The sequence below is a fragment of the Falsiroseomonas sp. CW058 genome, assembly GCF_050563535.1.
In the GTDB taxonomy this organism is placed as follows: Bacteria; Pseudomonadota; Alphaproteobacteria; order Acetobacterales; family Acetobacteraceae; genus Falsiroseomonas.
Window position 1 is genome coordinate 1 of record NZ_JBNXUO010000003.1, and the last position, 16,426, is coordinate 16,426.

Consider the following 16,426-nt stretch of genomic DNA (forward strand, 5'->3'; position numbering starts at 1 on the left):
TCCACCTGGTCGCGCCGGGCGCTGCCGGGCATCGCGGCGGCCGGCGGCATGGCGGTGCCGGCCGCGACACCGGCCGGCAGCGCCGGCGGCGGCGGGCGTGCGCCGATGCAAGGCAGCACCAGGGGGCTGGCATCGGGCGGCGCATCCGCCAGGTCCTCGCCCACCAGCACCACGCGCCCAGCCGGCATGTCCAGCAGCACCCAGGCGGGGCCGGGGCCGGCGGGGGCGAGGACCGGCACCGCACGGCCCTGCACGACCGCGAGGCCGAGCAGCCCCGGCGCGGCCAGCGGCGCCGGGCTCAGCGGCAGCGGCGCGATGGGTTCCGCCCCCGCGGGCAGCAGATGGGCCCGCCCACCGGCGAGAAGCGCGCGGTCAGCCACCGCCGCCCTCCCGCCGCCAGATGCCGACGAGGCCGGGCGCCCAGGGCCGCAGCCCGATCCCCGGCGGCGGCGAATCGGTCGGCCCGAGCAGCAGCGCGCCGCCCGGCCGCAGCGCCGAGGCCAACTGCCCCACCACCGCATCCCGCGCGGGCTGGCTGAGATAGAACAGCACGTTGCGGCACAGGATCGCGTCCGCCGCGGCGGGTCCGAGGTCCGGGCGCAGCAGGTTGGCGCGTCGGAAGGCGACCATGGGACGCAGCGCCGCCACCGGCTCGAACCAGCCGCCGGCGATGTCGAGCAGGGCACGGTCCGCGGCCGGCACCTCCCGCAACGCATCCGGCGGGCCGAGGTGGTAGCGCCCCGCCACAGCCGCTTCCAGCGCCGGGCGCGAGAGATCCAGGCCGAGCACCCGCGCCTCGATCCCCGCGCGGGCCGCGACGACGGCGAGGGTCCACGCCTCCTCCCCCGTCGCGCAGCCGGCGGAGACGAGCGAGACGGGGCGGCCGGGCCTGGCGATGGCGGGCAGCACGGCCGCGCGGAACACCTCCACCTGCGCCGCGGCGCGGAACATCCGCGTCTCCTGCACCGTCACGGCGTCGAGCAGGGCGGCCCAGTCCGGGTGGTCGATCCCGCCATGGTCCAGCGGCAGCCGCGCGACCAGCCCCGCCGCGCGGCGCAGGCGGTTCACCAGCACGTCGTTCGGCGCCAGGCCCACCAGCGATTCGAGCCGTTCCAGCACGGGGCCGAGCGCGGTCGCCGCCACCGCGCCGGCGCCTTCCGTCATCGCCTCATCCCGCGTCGAAGACGGCGGTGACGCGGTTGCGCCCGGCCTCGCGGGCATAGCGCAGGTCGCGCGTCATGCGGCGGGCGAAGTGCAGGCCGAGCCCGCCGGGGTCGCGCTCGTCCAAGGGTGCGTCCGTATCGGGCGGCGCCTGCAACAGCGGATCGAAGGCGCGGCCGTCATCCTCGACGGTGGCGACGACGAGGCCGCCTTCCCGCCGCAGCGTCACCGCGACCAGGCTCGCGCCATCGGCGCCGCCGGTGCCGTGCATGGCGACATTGGCCGCCAGCTCCTCCACCACCACGCCGACGCGGTGCGCGGTGGCGGGCGGCAGCGCCTCGGCCTCGGTCCAGGCCTCGATGGCGTCGAGGATGCGGGCGACCGCCTCCGCCTCGGGCGGGACGGTGATGGCGAGGGCGTCAGGAGGCACGTCGGCTCCGCGGGCGGGTGGCGGGTTGCGGCAGGCTACCCTGCCGTGCCGCGCCTGTCGCGTGCGGCGCGGCGGACCGGCGGGGCATCATGGCGGGCTGCCGTAGCGCAGCGCGAGCGCGGTGATGTCGTCGGCCTGCGGGGCGCCGTCGGCGAAGCGTGTGACGGCGCGCAGCACCTCCTCCACCACCGCCCGCGGGTCGGTACCGGCGGCGCCGAGCACGGCGAGAAGCCGGTCCCGCCCGAAGAAGCCGCCCTGCCGGTCCTCCGCCTCCGACACGCCGTCGGAATAGATGAACAGCGCCTCGCCGGGGGCGAGGGCGAAGGGGTCCGAGGCGAAGGGGATGCCCTCGATCGCGCCGAGGGCGGGCTGGCGGCGGATGGGGCCGAGCAGCCGCGGCGCGGCGCCGAGCACCACCGGCAGGTCATGCCCCGCCACCGCGATGCGGCCCTGCCCGGTTTCGCCGTCGATCACGCCGAGGGCGACGGTGACGAAGGTCTGGCTCTCGTTGTCGGCCGCCAGGTCGTCATTCGCCATCTCCAGCACCGCACCGGGGTCCGGCGTCGCACCCTCCGCGGCCAAGCGCTTCGCGGCGGCGCGCACCAGGCCGAGCGTGCGCGCCATGGTCAGCCCCGCCGGCGCCCCCTTGCCCGAGACATCGGCCACCGCGAACAGCATGTGCCGCGCATCCAGCCGCAGGCAGTCGTAGAGGTCGCCGCCCACCTGCCGCGCCGGCACCATCGCCGCATGCACGGCCAGCCTGCCCGTCGCCGCCGCCGCGAAGTCCCGCGGCACCAGGGCGAGCTGCGCGGCGCGGGCGGATTCCAGCTCCGCCTCCAGCGCGGCGAGCCGCGCATCCGCCAGGTCCCGCAGCCGCTTCTTCTCCATCACCGCGCCGAGCCGCGCGCGCAGCAGGGGCGGGTCGAAGGACTTCGGCAGGTAGTCCTCGGCGCCGAGTTCGATGCAGCGGACGATCTTCTCCATCTCCGTCAGCGCGGAGATGACGATGACCGGCGGCGCCGCGCCGCGCATCGCGCGCAGCTGCTCCAGCACGCCGATGCCGTCGAGGTTCGGCATCTCGAGGTCGAGCAGCACCACGTCGAAGCGCCCGCGTTCCAGCGCGGCGAGGCCCTGCACGCCGTCCTCCGCCATGGTGATGTCGCCATAGCCGAGTTCGCCCAGGCGGCGCTTCAGCACCAGCCGGTTGAAGCTGCTGTCATCGACGACGAGGATTGCAGCCCCGGTCTCCACCGCCCCCGCCCCGCTCAACGCCGTCCCCTGTCGGATGCCATCGTCTCCACCACGCTCCGCGTCTCGGCCGCCAGCTTCGACAGGTCGATCATCGTCACCGTGATCTCCTCGGCCGCCGTCGCGTTGGACTGGCCGATGCGCGACAGCGTGCTGACGCGGTCGCTGATCGAGGCGACGGTCGCCTGCTGTTCCTCCATCGCCACGGCGATGGCGCCGGCCAGCCGCGCGCTTTCCGTCACCAGCCGCTCCAGCTCGTCCATGCTCTCGCCCACCGCGGCGGCGGTGCCGCTGCCTTCCCGCGTGCGGCGGCCGGCGACGAGGACGACATCCGCGATCTCCTGCGCCAGGCTCTCGCTGCTCGCGGCGAGCGCGCGGACCTCCTCCGCCACCACCGCCAGCCCGCGCCCGTGCTCGCCCGCCCGCGCGGCTTCGATCGCCGCGTTGATGGCAAGGATGTTGGTCTGCGTCGCGATCTTCGCGATGGTGCCGGCGATGCGGGTCACGCGCTCCGTGTCCTCGGCCACCGCGTCCACCACCTCGATCAGCATCCGCAGCTTCACCAGGTTGCCGGCCAGCAGGGCCTTCGCCTCGTCCGCGCGGTCGCTGCTGTCCTGCGTGGTGCGGCCGACCTCGCGCACTGCGTCGTTGGTCTGGCTCAGCGCCTCCTCGACCTGCCTGAGTTCCGCGAGCTGGGTCATCGCGCCGTCCGAGACCTGGCCGATGGCGTCGGAGGCCTGGGTGGTGGCGACCGCGGTGCGGCGCGCATTCTCCAATGCGGCGTCGGTCAGCGCCTTGGTGGCGACGAGGTTGTCGCGGAAGACGAGCACGGCGCGCGCCATCTCCCCCACCTGATCGCTGCGCCCGGCGCCGGGCACCTCGGTCCCCACCGCGCCGCGGCTCAGCCGGTCCATCGCGCCGGCCAGCCGTGCGAGCGGGCGCGCCAGCAGCCGCGCCAGCACCACCCAGACCAGCAGGCAGCCCACCAGCCCGACCGCGCCGGTGGCGAAGACGATGTTGCGCGCCTGCTTCTCCAGCGCATGCGCGGCGGCGAGCGAGGCGTCGGACCGGCGCTTCACCTCGGCCCGCGCCGCGGTGGCGACGCGGTTGAAGGCGCTGGCGAAGTCCAGCCATTCCTCGTGCAGCGGGGCGAACTGCGCGCGCTGGCGGGCGGCGAAGGCGGCGCGCACCTGTTCGGTGAATTCCGGCAGGCGCCGCGCCATGTCCACGCCGCCGCCCATCACGATCGGGTCGATGTCGGCGGCGAGCAGCGCGTTCACCCGCGCGAAGGCGGCGCCCACCAGTTCTCCGTTGCGGACCATGCGCTGCGCCGTGGGCCCCGGCTGCAGCACGCCGGCGATGACGCTGGCGAAGGCCGAGGAGAAATCGGCGACGTGCAGCGCCAGCTCGTCCACCGCCGCATCCGCGTCCCGGTCGCGCAGGCCGAGCTGCTCCACGATGGTGACCTGGCGCGAGACCACGACCAGCGCCGCGCCCGACAGCAGGCCGACCACCATCACCATCAGCAGGCTGATGAGGCCCGCCCGCACGTCGATGCGGCCGAGCCAGGCGCGCAGCCGCCCGGCGCGGGGCACGGCGGCCTGGGCGGCGGGCGGGCCGCCGCGCGGCGTCGCGTCAGGCATCGGGGCGCGATTCGGGCATGCGGACCTCCGGGCGTGGCTCGCCCGGGCGCGAGGCTACCGGCGCGGCCGCCCCGCAACAAGCAGGTCGGAGGCTTGCCGCGCCCGCCCGCCCGGCCGATCCTGCCCAGGACAGGACCCCGGGGAGAAGGCGACCGCCATGGCAGAGCATCCGTTCACGCGCGAGGACCTCGAGGCGCTGCGGCAGTGGGACACGCCCACCATCTGCAACGCGCTGGAACTCGTCGTGCCGCAGCGGCGCGGCCATGGCTTCACGGTGCGCCCGATGGTCTGCGCCGACCCGTCGCTGCCGCCGGTCTGCGGCCTGGCCCGCACCGGCACGATCCGTGCCGCCCAGCCTTCCGGCCGCCCGAGGGAGACGGACCGCGCCGTGCGGCTCGGCTGGTACGACTACGTCGCGAAAGCGTCCCTGCCGACCGTGGTGGTGCTGCAGGACCTGGACGACACGCCCGGCACCGGCGCCTTCTGGGGCGAGGTGCATTCGGCCGTCCACAAGGCGCTCGGCGCGCAGGGCGTCGTCACCAACGGTTCGATCCGCGACCTCGACATGCTGGCGCCGGGCTTCCAGCTCATCGCCGGCGTGGTCAATCCCTCGCACGCCTATGTCCACATGGTTGCCTACGGGCAGGAGGTGGCGGTGCACGGGATGCATGTGGCGCATGAGGACGTGATCCATGCCGACCGCCACGGCGCGGTGGTGATCCCGCATGACGCGGTGCGGAAGATCCCGGCCGCGATCGAGCTGGGCGCCCGGCGGGAGAAGGTCATCCTCGACCTCTGCAAGGACCCGGAGTTCAGCGTGGCGAAGCTGCGCGAGGCGATCGCGAAGGCGGACGAGATCCATTGAGGGCGGCGGCCACGCTCGCGACGCTCATGGCGGCGCTGCCGGCGGCCGCGCAGGGGCCCGGCTGGGAGGGGAGGGTGCGCGACCTCGCCCCGGCCTTGCGCGCCTGTCTTGCGGACCGGCCGGGCGCGATGGTGGTGGAGGCCTGGCCGGCTGGCAGCGGCCGCACCGGCGCGCGGCTGCTGCTGCCCGGCGGCGGGCGGGAGGATTGCCTAGCCGGGCCCGGCGCGGTGGAGGGCCGCCGCCCGGTGGAGCCTGGCGACCGCCTGCCGGGCGAGGGGCTGCGCGCCTTCATGCTGGAACGCCGCTGCGCCGATGCCTGGCGGGTGGAGGACGTGGCGGGGCGCGAACTGGGCTGGCTTGCCTATCCCGGCTGCGGATGAGGACGCCGCTGGTTCGCGTCCGCCCTGAATGGGTGGACCACTACGGCCACATGAACCTGGCCTACTACCTGGTCGCCTTCGACCTCGCGACCGATGCCTTCTGGCCGTCGCTCGGGCTGGGGGAGGCGTTCCGCGCAAGGCGGCTCGGCACCTTCGCGGTCGAATCCTGGCAGGGCTACGTGCGGGAGGTGGTGGTGGACGCGCCGCTGGCGGCGGACAGCGCGGTGCTGGCCTGCGACGCCAAGCGCCTGCTGGTCCGCCACCGGCTGCATCATGCGGAGGAGGGGTGGCTTTCGGCCGAGAACGAGGTGCTGTTCCTCTGCGTGAACCTCGACAGCCGGCGGGTGGAGCCGTGGCCGGGGGATGTCGCGGCGCGGCTCGCCGCGGCGGTGGCGGGGGAGGCGCCGAAGCGCCTCGCGCTCAGGCGCGGCTGATGGCCGCGCCCGGCGCCCGTCATGCCCGGTGGCGCAGGACGCCGCCGACGACGGTGGCCTCCACCACGGTGCCGGCGATGGCCGCTGCCTCGCCGTCCAGCACGTCGCGGTCGAGCACGATGAGGTCGGCGAGCTTGCCGGGCTCCAGCGATCCCTTCTCCGCCTCCTCCCGCTGCGCCCAGGCGCCGAGCCAGGTGTAGGCGCGCACCGCCTCGCGCGCCGTCACGGCCTCCCGCGCGTCGAGATCGGCGCCGCCGGCGGTGCGGCGGGTGACCATGGCGGCGATGGCGGTCCAGGGGGAAACCCGGCAGACGGCGAAATCCGAATGGCCGGGCGCGGGCACGCCGGCGTCGATCAGGCTGCGATGCGGCCACATCCAGCGCATCGCGTCCTGCCCGCGGTTCGCGGCATAGGCTTCCCCCAGTTCGTCCATGAAGCCGGTGGCGGAACTGTCCACGAAGCCGCCCCGCTTCAGGCGTGCCAGGATCGGGGGCGTGACGTAGCAGCAATGCTCCACCCGCATCCGGTGGTCCTCCGCCGGGTGCGCGGCCAGCGCGGCCTCCATCACGTCGAGCGCGAAGTCGATGCCGCGGTCTCCCACGCCCTCGATCATCACCTGCAGCCCGGCGGCATGGGCGGCGGTGGCGCGGCGGGTCAGGTCCTCCTTCTCATAGAGAAGCATGCCGGTGTTCGGCACCGGCTCGCCCGGGACGGGCGTGCCCTGGTAGGGGTCCCAGTAGGCGGCGGTGCGGCCGGAGGTGGAGCAGTCCGGGCACCATTCCACCCCGATCAGCCGCAGCCATTCGTCGCCGAAGCCGGACCGGATGCCGGCGCCGATCAGGTGCGGGATCAGCGGCTCGTCCCGGCCCGAGGCGATGATGCCCATTCGCATCCGCCACCGCCCGTCCCGCCGCATGCGCTGGTAGGCGCGGATGGCCTTGGCGGGGGTCAGGGAATTCGCCACGGATGTGATGCCGGCGGCGAGGCACTGGTCCTGCACCGCCTCCATCCCCTCGGCGATGTCGGATTCGGAATCCTGGCCGTGGACGGCGTTGAGGAAGACATGCGCCGCCGTCTCCCGCACCAGGCCGGTGAAGCGGCCGTCCGGCAGGCGGTCGAAGCGGCCGAAGGGCGGGTCCGGCGTGTCGGCGCCGATGCCGCAGGCCGCGAAGGCGGCACGGTTCGCAAGGCCGAGATGCCCGTCCGTCCGCAGGATGAAGACCGGACGGCCCCCGCTGGCGGCGTCCAACTCGTCGAGCGTGGGATAGCCGCCGGACTGCCTCTCGTTCAGCCGGTAGAAGGCGGCCCAGCGGCCGGGCGGCAGTTCGGCGCAGCGGCGCCGTATGGCCGCGAGCAGCTCGTCCCGCGTGCGGATGCGGTCGGGGGAGACGAGCGTCCAGGTGCGCAGGCGGATGGCGTAGGCGTCGGGATGCGCGTGGCTGTCGACGATGCCCGGCAGCACGCGCCGTCCCCCGGCGTGCAGCACCGTGGTGCCGGGGCCCACGAGGTCGCGGATCGCGTCGTCCCCGCCGAGCGCGACGATGCGTCCGCCGAGCGCCGCGAGCGCGCTGCATTCGGTGCCGGCGGCGTCCATCGTCGCGATGCGGCCGCCGAGCAGGACGAAATCGGCGTTCATGCCGCCATCCGGTCGAGCCGGTCCCTCAGCTTGTACCAGCCGCCCACGACCGGCAGGAACCACGGGTTGCCGGTGTAGGTCGGCCGCGTCGGGAAGGGCAGGCCATCGAGCGCGAAGCGTTCGTTCGCCGCGCCCGCCAGCTTCAGCGCGACGTTGTGGCCGAGCCAGGTGGCCATCGCGACGCCGCTGCCCTGGCAGCCGGCGGCGTAGTGGATGCCGTCCTGCACGCCGATATGCGGCAGGTGGTCGAAGGTGAAGGCGACGTAGCCGGTCCAGGCATGGGTGACCTTCACCCCCTTCAGTTCGGGGAAGGTCTGACACATGGTGGCGTGCAGCGCCGGCGCGCTCTCCTCCGCCGTGGCCTTGCGGAAGCTGGCGCGCCCGCCCCAGAGCACGCGCTTGCCGTCCGGCGAGGGGCGGAAGTAGTTCAGCACGCGCTTCGTCTCGCTGACCATGCGCCGCCCGGGGAACAGCCGGTCGATCGTCGCGCTCGGCAGTTCCTCGGTGGCGATGATGTAGGAGTTCAGCGGGATCAGCCGCCGCGCGAGCCAGGGGCTCGCCGTGCCGCGGGGGTCGAGCGAGTAGCCGTTGGTCGCGACCAGCACCGCATCGGCCCGCATCTCCCCCTTGTCGGTCACCAGGCGGAAGCCGCCGCCCTCCCGCTCCGTCCGCTGCACCCGCACGCCATCCACCAGCACCGCCCCCGCGCGTTCCGCCGCATCCGCGAGGCCGCGCGCATACTTGCCCGGATGCAGGCTGCCGGTCGCGGCCGCGGCCATGCCGCCGTGGTAGAAGTCGCTGCCGAGGAAGTCCCGCTGGCGCGGGCGGGGCACCATCTCGGTCGGCTGGCCGGTCACCTCCGCGATCCAGTCGGCCTTGCGCGCCAGGTCGTCGTAGTGGCGTGGCGACCAGGCGCCGACGAAGCGGCCGCAACGGATGTAGTCGCAGTCGATCCCCTCGCGCGCGATCGTCTCCTCGATAAAGGGGAGGGAGGCGGCCGCGGCCTGCGCGATGCGCTGCGCGCCGTCCTTCCCATGCGCGCTCTCCAGGCCGGAGCCCGCCACCTTCAGCCCGCCCGACACCATCCCGCCATTGCGCGAGGAGGCGCCCCAGCCGATCCGCTCGGCATCCAGCACCACCGCCCCGTGGCCGAGGCGTCGGAGCGTGAGCGCGGCGGACAGCCCCGCATAGCCGCCGCCGACGATGGCCACCGCGGCACGGTCGGGCAGGGGGGTGTCGCGGTTGGGCGGCTCCGCCGCTTCCCACCACCAGGGGCGGGCCTTGAAGCCGGGCGCGAAGAGGGGATGCAGATCGGTCATTGCAGGCGCGCCCGTCACGCTGTTGACTATGTCCGGACAGGTTCCCGCCGGATGTCGTCCGGATCAAGGGGCCGCAGAGGGCGCGCAGGGACGGATCGCACGCGGACGACACCAGCAAGGGGACGGGGCATGCAGGATTTCCAGCAGGATTGCGTCGAACTCGCCTTCCGGAAGTATCGCCGCGGCGAAGTCGGGCGCCGCACGCTGCTCGCGGGGCTCGCGGCGCTCGGCGCCTTGCCCGCGCTGCCGGACGGGGCCGCGGCCCAGGCGGGGCGCCAGCTCGTGATGGTGAACTGGGGCGGCATCGCGAATGAGGGCTTCGGTCGCTTCTACGGCGAGCCCTTCATGGGCGCGAACCAGGGCGTGCGGGTCGTGCAGGACAGCACCGGGCCATCCGCCGGGCGCATCCGGTCGATGGTCGAATCGGGGCGCGTCACCTGGGACCTCTGCGACAGCTCGGCCTCCTCCTCCGTCGTGCTGGGGCGGCAGAACCTGGTCAGCCGGATCGACTATTCGGTCGTCGATCGGAACGAGGTGATCGACCCCGGATTCGCGCTGGAATACGGGGCCGCGCCGTATTCCTTCAGCTCGGTCCTTGCCTATGACAGCAGCAAGTTCCCGAACGGGCCGCCGCAGAACTGGGCGGACTTCTTCGACCTGCGGCGCTTCCCCGGCACGCGGCTGCTGCGGCGCGACGCGCTGGCGACGCTGGACGCGGTGCAGATGGCGCTGGGGAAGGACCCGCGGAACCTGTACCCGCTCGACACCCGCGCCTGCCTGGCGAAGATCCGGGAAGTGCGGCGCAACGCCGTGTTCTGGAATTCGGGATCGGAGAGCGAGCAGTTCCTCCGCACCGGCGAGGCGGTGATGGGCCATATCTGGCACACCCGCGCCAATGTCCTCCAGCGCGAGACCAACGGGCGCATCCGCTTCATCTGGAACCAGGGGCTGCTGCAGGCCGGCATCTTCGTTATCCCCCGCGGCAACCAGGGCGGCGCGCTGGCGCAGCAGCTCCTCGCCTCGATGCTGGCACGGCCGGAGCCGCAGGTGGGGCTGTTGCAATTCCTCGGCAACGGTCCGACCAACCCGCGCGCCGCGGCGCAGGTGCCGCAGGAATTCCGCGCCGTGAACCCGACCGACCCCGAGAACCAGCGCCAGCAGGTGGTGCTGAACGGCGTCTGGTGGGGCGACAACTACCAGCAGATCAACCAGGACTACCTGGACGTGGTGACGGGCTGACGGCACGCTTGCTGCGACGCAGCAGACCGGAGCGCCCGTGAGCAGACCCATCCTCCTGGTGAAGTCGGGCGGCGAGGCCGCGATGCCCGAATGGCAGCGCCATTTCGCCGAACACGCGCCGGGGGTGGAGGTGCGGTGGTGGGACGACCCGGCGGTCGATCCCGCCGCGGTGCGCTATGCCCTGGTGTGGGACCCGGAACCGGGGCGGCTGGCCGGGCTGCCGAACCTGCGGGTGATCTTCGGCAGCGGCGCGGGGGTGGACTTCATCACCGCCGATCCCGACCTGCCGAAGGGCGTCCCCCTCGCGCGGATGGCGACGGCGGGCGCGGCGCAGCGCATGGGCGAATACGTCACCTGGGCCGTGCTGTCGCTGCTGCGTGGCGCGCGGCGCATTGGCGCGGCGCAGGCCGAGCGGCGCTGGGACTATTTCGAGCCGGAGCGCATCGCGACGGGAACGACGGTCGGCATCATGGGCCTCGGCCATATGGGGCAGGCCGCGGCGCGGATGCTGCAGGGCGTGGGCTTCCGCGTGACCGGGTGGTCGCGCAGCCCGAAGGACATGCCGGGCATCCGCAGCTTCGCGGGCATGGCGGAGCGCGACGCCTTCCTCGCCGGGGCCGACATCATCGTCTGCCTGCTGCCCGCCACGCCGGAGACGCGGGGCGTGATCTCCGCCCCGCTGTTCGACCGGATGCGCGACGGCACCGGCCTGGTGAATGCCGGCCGCGGCAGCCACCAGAGGATCGAGGACATCCTCGCCGCGCTCGATTCCGGCCGCCTTTCCGGCGCCGTGCTCGACGTGTTCGACCAGGAACCGCTGCCGCCGGACCATCCGGCCTGGACGCATCCGAAGCTGCTGGTCACGCCGCATGTCGCGAGCCTGCCGCCGCGGGGCGAGCGCGCCGCCCATGTCGGCGCGCTGATCGCGATGCACGAACGCGGCGAGCCGCTGCCCAACCTCTACGACCATGCACGGGGCTACTGACATGCCGCTTCCCCCGCCACCCGTCCGGCCGGACCCTGGCCATGTGCCGACCGAGCGGGAGTTGCGAGAGGACCTCGCGGCCGCCTACCGGCTGGTCGCGCTGTTCGGCATGACGGACCTGGTCTTCACGCATCTGTCCGTCCGCGTGCCAGGCCCCGGGCACCGCTTCCTGGTGAACCCCTACGGCCTGCTGTTCGAGGAGATCACCGCGAGCAGCCTGGTGCTGGTGGATGCGGAAGGCGAGCCCGCGCAGCCCACCAGCTGGCCCGTGAACCCGGCCGGCTTCGTCATCCATTCCGCCGTGCATCTCGGCCGCGACGACGCGCAATGCGTGATGCACACGCACACGCTGGCCGGCATGGCGGTGGCGGCGCAGCAGGGCGGGCTGCTGATGCTGAACCAGATGAGCATGGAGTTCGACGGCCGCGTCGCCCATCATGGCTACGAAGGCGTCGCCGCCGACGACAACCTCTCGGAACGCGAGAGGATCGTGCGCGACCTCGGCGACCAACCCTGCATGATCCTGCGCCACCACGGGCTGCTGACCGTGGGCCGGACGGTGGCGGAGGCCTTCTACTGGATGTGGTACCTGGAACAGGCCTGCCGCATCCAGCTCGCGGCGCAGTCCTCCGGCGCGCCGCTGGCGATCCCGCCGGCCGAGGTCGTGGCGCGGACGCGCGCGCAGTTCAGCACAGGCCCGACCAAGGGGTGGCTGCCCTGGCAGGCGCTGCGCCGCAAGCTGGATCGCGAACAGCCGGGCTACCGCGACTGATGGGCACGACCCTTCCCGGCCACGCGCTCGCGCTCCAGGGGCTCGGCAAGCGGTACGGCGGCTTCACCGCGGTGGACCGCGTGTCGCTGACGGTGGATCGCGGCCAGTTCCTGACGCTGCTCGGCCCCTCGGGCAGCGGCAAGACGACCATCCTGATGTGCATCGCCGGCTTCGTCGCGCCGTCCGAGGGCGGCATCCTGCTCGACGGGCGGGACATCACGGGCCTGCCGCCGGAACGCCGCGACTTCGGCATGGTGTTCCAGGGCTATGCGCTGTTCCCGCACATGACGGTGGCGGAGAACGTGGCCTTCCCGCTGCGCGTCCGCCGGCTGGGCCAGGCGGAGCGCGAGGCGAAGGTGCGCGCCGCGCTGGACCTGGTGCAGTTGCCGCAATTCGCCGACAGGCTGCCGCGCCAGCTTTCCGGCGGCCAGCAGCAGCGCGTCGCGCTCGCCCGCGCGCTGGTCTTCGACCCCGCCCTGCTGCTTCTGGACGAGCCGCTGTCCGCGCTCGACAAGAAGCTGCGCGCGGAGTTGCAGGAGGAACTGAAGGCGCTGCACCGCCGCGTCGGCCGCACCTTCGTCAACGTCACGCATGACCAGGAGGAGGCGCTGTCTCTCTCCGACCGGGTTGCGATCCTGAACCACGGGAAGCTGGTGCAGGAAGGCGCGCCGGCCGAGCTCTACGAGAGGCCGCGGACACGCTTCGTCGCGGATTTCCTCGGCAAGTCGAACTTCCTGCAAGGCACGGTGCGGGACGCGGCGGCGGGGGGCTTCGCCATCGCGGCGGGCGGCACGCGCCTGGTGCAGGCGCTGTCGGAGGGCATGCCGCGCCCGGCGCCCGGCAGCGCGGCGACCCTGTCGCTGCGGCCGGAGAAGATCGCGCTTCTGGTGGAGGGGGAGGGGGCGGAGAACAGCGTCACCGGCACCATCTCCGGCTGGTCCTATCTCGGCGCCGGCTATGCGCTGAACGTGGAGACGCCCGATCTCGGCACGATGCGGGTGGCGCTGCCCACCTGGCGGGCGCCGATCGCCCCGCGGGAGGGGCTGGCGGTGCGGCTGGGCTGGGGCGCGGATGCCAGCGTGCCCGTGCTGGACGACGCCACATGAGGCGCGACGCGGGATGGTGGGCGCTGATCCTGCCGGCCTTCCTGCTGATGACGGCCTTCTACGTCACGCCCATCCTCCAGGTCCTCGCCATCTCCTTCACCGAGCCGCAGCCCGGCCTCGGCAACTACGAGCGGATCTTCACGAGCGAGAGCGTGCAGCGCGTCATCGCGACGACGCTGCGCATCTGCGTCGTTACCACCGCGCTGGCGCTGGCGCTGGGCTATGCGCTGTCCTACCGCATCGCCCTGTCCAGCCCGCGGGCGCAGCGATGGTGGATCCTGGCGGTGCTGGTGCCGCTGTGGATCAGCGTGCTGGTGCGCGCCTTCGCCTGGGTGACGCTGCTGCGCCGGCAGGGGCTGGTGAACCAGACGCTGATGGAAGCCGGGGTGATCGCGGAGCCCCTGCAACTCGTCTGGAACGAGTTCGGCATCATCGTCGGGATGGTGCACTACATGGTGCCCTATGCCGTGCTGCCGATGCTGGCCAGCATGAAGGAGATCGACCCGCGGCTGCTGGCGGCGGCGCGCGGGCTCGGCGCGTCGCGCGTGACGGTGTTCCGCCGGGTGTTCCTGCCGCTGTCGCTGCCGGGGCTGATCGCGTCGGGCGTGCTGGTCTTCATCTTCTCGCTCGGCTTCTACATCACGCCGGCGATCCTGGGCGGCGGAAAGACGCTGATGGTCGCGGAATGGATCAGCCTGCAGATCCTCGACCTCATCCGCTGGGGGCTCGGCACCATGATGGCGACGCTGCTGGTGGTCACCATCCTGGTGACCCTCGCGGTCTTCTCCCGCGTGGTCGACATCCGGCGGCTGTTCGGGGCGGGGGGCTGAGGCGATGGAGGGCGTCCACAGGCCGGGACCCCTTGCCGGCGGCCTCGCCTGGCTTGTCGCGATCTACCTGGTGCTGCCGATCGGCATCGTCGTCCCCGTCTCGATGACCGACCAGCGTTTCCTCTCCCTCCCGCAGGAGGCGCTGAGCCTGCGGCACTACGGCACGGTGCTGGCCTCGGCCGAATGGCTGGGCTCGATCTGGCAGTCCTTCCTGATCGCGGTGGCCTCCACCCTGATCGCGGTCGTGGCGGGCACGCTCTGCGCCATCGGCTGCTGGCGCATCTCCCGCCGGTCCACGGACCTGATCCGCGGGCTCATGCTGCTGCCGATCATCATCCCGTCCATCGTCTACGCGGTCGGGCTGTACCGCTACTTCGCGCGGCTGGACCTGCTGGACAGCTTCGCGGGGGTCGCGATCGCGCATGGGGTGACGGGCATCCCCTATGTGGTCATCACCGTCTCCACCGCGCTCGCGGCCTTCGACCCGCGGCTGGAACAGGCGGCGCGGGGGATGGGTGCGTCGCTCGCGCAGACGCTGCGCTGGGTCATCCTGCCGCGCATCGCGCCGGGCATCGTCTCCGGCGCGATCTTCGCCTTCATCCATTCCTGGGACGAGCTGGTGATCGTGCTGTTCATCGCCAGCCGCGACGTCTTCACCCTGCCGCGCCGCATCTGGGACGGCATCAACGAGAACCTGGACCCCGCGATGGCTGCGGTCGCGGTGCTGCTGGTGCTGTTCACCACCCTGCTGCTGCTGCTCGACCTGACGCTCCGGAGGCGACGCGATGGATGAGATGACGGACGCGCAGGCCGCGGCGCGAGCCTGGCTGGGGGCGAACCGCGCATCGCTCTCGGCCGACCACATGCATCTCTGGCGGCTGGCCGAGCCCGCCTGGCGGGAATATCGTTCCGCCGCCTGGTTCGTGGAGCGCCTGCGGCGCGAGGGGTTCGAGGTGGAGGCCGGCACCGCCGGGATGCCCACCGCCTTCAAGGCCGTGTGGCGCAACGGCGCGGGGCCGGTGCTGGCGAACATCGCGGAATACGACGCCGTGCCGGGGATGAGCCAGGAGCCGGTGGCCGAACGCCGCCCCCGCGCCGGCACGCAGCGCCACGCGGCGGGGCACACGGACCCGCATTCGGCACTCGGCATGGCCGCGCTGGCGGGCACGCTCGCCGCGAAGCACGCGATGGAGCGGCACGGCATCGGCGGGACGCTCGTGCTGATGGGCGAACCGGCGGAGAAGATGTGCGGGTCGAAGCCCGTCCATGCCGCGCATGGCCACCTCGACGGCTTCGACGCCGCGGTGTCCTTCCACCCGACCAGCCTGCCGGCGCTGGCCAATTCCTGCCTTTGGGACACGCATTGCGGCACCTACTGGTCGCGCATCTACACCTTCGAATGCGAGGAGCCGCAGGACTGGGTCGGCGCCGGTGCGCGGGAAGGGGCGCAGAACAGCCACGCCATCGCCCGCGCGCCGGGCGCGCTGGATGCGGTGGTGATGATGGTGACGCAGGGGCGGATGCTGCGCCCGTCCATGCTGCCGCAGACCGGCGCCTGGAGCCTGAACGAGGCGATCCTCGTCGCGGGCCAGGCCACGGCCGACAACCTGCCGCCCGGGCTCGGCGTGGTGCAGTATGCGATGCGCGCCCCGCTGGTCGCGATGCAGGAGAAGGTGTGGGCCATCCTCGACATGGCGGCGGAGGGGGTGGCGGCCATCACGCACTGCACGGTCCGCAAGGAATGGGTGACGAAGACGCGCCCGGGCCTCGCGAACCGCGCGCTCGCCAGCGTGGCCTTCCGCGCCTTCCGCAAGGCCGGACCGCCGGTCTGGGGCGACGCGGCGCGGGGCTTCGCGCGGGACCTGCAGCGCGCCATCGGCGTGGAGCCGATGGAGGACCCCTTCCCCGAGGCGATCCAGGTGCTGACGCCCCCCGCCATCGCCGAGGAGAGGATCCGCGCCCAGATCCCACCCTGGCAGGCCAACTACACCAGTGACGACTATGTGGAATACACCTGGCACTGCCCGACGGTGCGGCTCTATGTCGGCCGCCCGCAGCTGCGCGCGCCGCGCGCGGGTTGGGTTTGCCCGCCCTGGGCCTACAACGCGCTGGGTGGCGTGCCGGACTGCATCGACCCGATGTGGATGAAGGGCGCGGAGGTCACCGCGCTCGCCTTCCTCGAACTGCTGGAGGACCCGGCCGCGCTGGCCGCCTGCCGGGCGGAGTTCCTTGCCCGCACCGGCGGCGGCGTGGGCGGGTCCGCCTGGATGCCACCGTTGCTGCCGCGCGACTTCGCAGCCCCCATACACCACCGCTGGCCGGAATACGTCACCACGCCGCGGGGCGACGAATACAGCGTCGCCGCGCCCTGAGGAGCC

At 73.2% G+C, this 16,426-nt stretch carries 17 protein-coding genes; 10 read left to right on the forward strand and 7 right to left on the reverse strand.

What is annotated here, in order from left to right; genetic code table 11:
• The 5 genes from ACK8OX_RS03365 to ACK8OX_RS03385 all read right to left on the reverse strand — a co-directional run.
• Nucleotides 1–380: hypothetical protein (locus ACK8OX_RS03365; RefSeq protein ID WP_430662514.1), on the reverse strand; the 380-nt coding region annotated here is incomplete at its 3' end.
• A complete protein-coding gene (locus tag ACK8OX_RS03370) occupies nt 373–1,164 on the reverse strand; it encodes a CheR family methyltransferase (protein WP_430662515.1) in 792 nt (263 codons plus the stop codon). The genes ACK8OX_RS03370 and ACK8OX_RS03365, both read right to left, overlap by 8 nt.
• 4 nt (nt 1,165–1,168) lie before the next feature.
• On the reverse strand, nt 1,169–1,591 hold the full coding sequence (locus ACK8OX_RS03375) for an ATP-binding protein (protein WP_430662516.1): 423 nt from the start codon (nt 1,589–1,591) through the stop codon (nt 1,169–1,171).
• An 87-nt stretch (nt 1,592–1,678) separates the two neighbouring features.
• Nucleotides 1,679–2,860: a PP2C family protein-serine/threonine phosphatase gene (locus ACK8OX_RS03380; protein ID WP_430662517.1), complete on the reverse strand. Its 1,182-nt coding sequence runs from the start codon at nt 2,858–2,860 to the stop codon at nt 1,679–1,681.
• Nucleotides 2,857–4,482, reverse strand: a complete 1,626-nt coding sequence (locus tag ACK8OX_RS03385) for a methyl-accepting chemotaxis protein (protein WP_430662518.1) — start codon at nt 4,480–4,482, stop codon at nt 2,857–2,859. The genes ACK8OX_RS03380 and ACK8OX_RS03385 overlap by 4 nt, the downstream gene beginning before the upstream one ends.
• 157 nt (nt 4,483–4,639) lie before the next feature.
• Between ACK8OX_RS03385 and ACK8OX_RS03390 the strand changes: the two genes are divergently transcribed.
• From ACK8OX_RS03390 to ACK8OX_RS03400, 3 genes are read left to right on the forward strand one after another with little or no spacing between them, the layout of a single operon-like run.
• Entirely contained in the window at nt 4,640–5,347 is a 708-nt protein-coding gene (locus tag ACK8OX_RS03390; RefSeq protein ID WP_430662519.1) for an RraA family protein, read from the forward strand.
• A complete protein-coding gene (locus ACK8OX_RS03395; RefSeq protein ID WP_430662520.1) occupies nt 5,344–5,727 on the forward strand; it encodes a hypothetical protein in 384 nt (127 codons plus the stop codon). The genes ACK8OX_RS03390 and ACK8OX_RS03395 overlap by 4 nt, the downstream gene beginning before the upstream one ends.
• Entirely contained in the window at nt 5,724–6,161 is a 438-nt protein-coding gene (locus tag ACK8OX_RS03400; protein ID WP_430662521.1) for an acyl-CoA thioesterase, read from the forward strand. The genes ACK8OX_RS03395 and ACK8OX_RS03400 overlap by 4 nt, the downstream gene beginning before the upstream one ends.
• Before the next feature lie 19 nt (nt 6,162–6,180).
• On the opposite strand, the gene ACK8OX_RS03405 is transcribed toward ACK8OX_RS03400, so the two are convergent.
• Nucleotides 6,181–7,797: an amidohydrolase gene (locus tag ACK8OX_RS03405; protein ID WP_430662522.1), complete on the reverse strand. Its 1,617-nt coding sequence runs from the start codon at nt 7,795–7,797 to the stop codon at nt 6,181–6,183.
• Nucleotides 7,794–9,116: an NAD(P)/FAD-dependent oxidoreductase gene (locus ACK8OX_RS03410; protein ID WP_430662523.1), complete on the reverse strand. Its 1,323-nt coding sequence runs from the start codon at nt 9,114–9,116 to the stop codon at nt 7,794–7,796. The genes ACK8OX_RS03405 and ACK8OX_RS03410 overlap by 4 nt, the downstream gene beginning before the upstream one ends.
• A 129-nt stretch (nt 9,117–9,245) precedes the next feature.
• On the opposite strand from ACK8OX_RS03410, the gene ACK8OX_RS03415 reads away from it, so the two are divergent.
• The 7 genes from ACK8OX_RS03415 to ACK8OX_RS03445 are packed head-to-tail and all read left to right on the forward strand — an operon-like array spanning nt 9,246 to nt 16,420.
• A complete protein-coding gene (locus tag ACK8OX_RS03415; protein ID WP_430662524.1) occupies nt 9,246–10,355 on the forward strand; it encodes an extracellular solute-binding protein in 1,110 nt (369 codons plus the stop codon).
• A gap of 37 nt (nt 10,356–10,392) precedes the next feature.
• The gene (locus ACK8OX_RS03420) at nt 10,393–11,340 is read left to right on the forward strand and encodes a 2-hydroxyacid dehydrogenase (protein ID WP_430662525.1); all 948 of its coding nucleotides are present in this window, start codon (nt 10,393–10,395) and stop codon (nt 11,338–11,340) included.
• A gap of 1 nt (nt 11,341) precedes the next feature.
• Nucleotides 11,342–12,112, forward strand: a complete 771-nt coding sequence (locus ACK8OX_RS03425) for a class II aldolase/adducin family protein (protein WP_430662526.1) — start codon at nt 11,342–11,344, stop codon at nt 12,110–12,112.
• The gene (locus tag ACK8OX_RS03430) at nt 12,112–13,218 is read left to right on the forward strand and encodes an ABC transporter ATP-binding protein (RefSeq protein ID WP_430662527.1); all 1,107 of its coding nucleotides are present in this window, start codon (nt 12,112–12,114) and stop codon (nt 13,216–13,218) included. Before ACK8OX_RS03425 ends, ACK8OX_RS03430 begins: the two co-directional genes overlap by 1 nt.
• Nucleotides 13,215–14,048, forward strand: a complete 834-nt coding sequence (locus tag ACK8OX_RS03435) for an ABC transporter permease (protein WP_430662528.1) — start codon at nt 13,215–13,217, stop codon at nt 14,046–14,048. Before ACK8OX_RS03430 ends, ACK8OX_RS03435 begins: the two co-directional genes overlap by 4 nt.
• A gap of 4 nt (nt 14,049–14,052) precedes the next feature.
• Nucleotides 14,053–14,841 carry an ABC transporter permease gene (locus ACK8OX_RS03440; RefSeq protein ID WP_430662529.1) on the forward strand — a complete coding sequence of 263 codons (789 nt, stop codon included), beginning with the start codon at nt 14,053–14,055 and terminating at the stop codon, nt 14,839–14,841.
• On the forward strand, nt 14,834–16,420 hold the full coding sequence (locus ACK8OX_RS03445) for an amidohydrolase (protein ID WP_430662530.1): 1,587 nt from the start codon (nt 14,834–14,836) through the stop codon (nt 16,418–16,420). Before ACK8OX_RS03440 ends, ACK8OX_RS03445 begins: the two co-directional genes overlap by 8 nt.
• Nucleotides 16,421–16,426 lie beyond the last annotated feature (6 nt).

Coding starts and splice junctions, on each gene's coding strand:
- ACK8OX_RS03445 (WP_430662530.1), top strand. CDS start 14,834: ATGGATGAGATGACGGACGCGCAGGCCGCGGCGCGAGCCTGGCTGGGG.
- ACK8OX_RS03405 (WP_430662522.1), bottom strand. CDS start 7,797: ATGAACGCCGATTTCGTCCTGCTCGGCGGCCGCATCGCGACGATGGAC.
- ACK8OX_RS03400 (WP_430662521.1), top strand. CDS start 5,724: ATGAGGACGCCGCTGGTTCGCGTCCGCCCTGAATGGGTGGACCACTAC.
- ACK8OX_RS03370 (WP_430662515.1), bottom strand. CDS start 1,164: ATGACGGAAGGCGCCGGCGCGGTGGCGGCGACCGCGCTCGGCCCCGTG.
- ACK8OX_RS03440 (WP_430662529.1), top strand. CDS start 14,053: ATGGAGGGCGTCCACAGGCCGGGACCCCTTGCCGGCGGCCTCGCCTGG.
- ACK8OX_RS03435 (WP_430662528.1), top strand. CDS start 13,215: ATGAGGCGCGACGCGGGATGGTGGGCGCTGATCCTGCCGGCCTTCCTG.
- ACK8OX_RS03410 (WP_430662523.1), bottom strand. CDS start 9,116: ATGACCGATCTGCATCCCCTCTTCGCGCCCGGCTTCAAGGCCCGCCCC.
- ACK8OX_RS03430 (WP_430662527.1), top strand. CDS start 12,112: ATGGGCACGACCCTTCCCGGCCACGCGCTCGCGCTCCAGGGGCTCGGC.
- ACK8OX_RS03390 (WP_430662519.1), top strand. CDS start 4,640: ATGGCAGAGCATCCGTTCACGCGCGAGGACCTCGAGGCGCTGCGGCAG.
- ACK8OX_RS03425 (WP_430662526.1), top strand. CDS start 11,342: ATGCCGCTTCCCCCGCCACCCGTCCGGCCGGACCCTGGCCATGTGCCG.
- ACK8OX_RS03385 (WP_430662518.1), bottom strand. CDS start 4,482: ATGCCTGACGCGACGCCGCGCGGCGGCCCGCCCGCCGCCCAGGCCGCC.
- ACK8OX_RS03415 (WP_430662524.1), top strand. CDS start 9,246: ATGCAGGATTTCCAGCAGGATTGCGTCGAACTCGCCTTCCGGAAGTAT.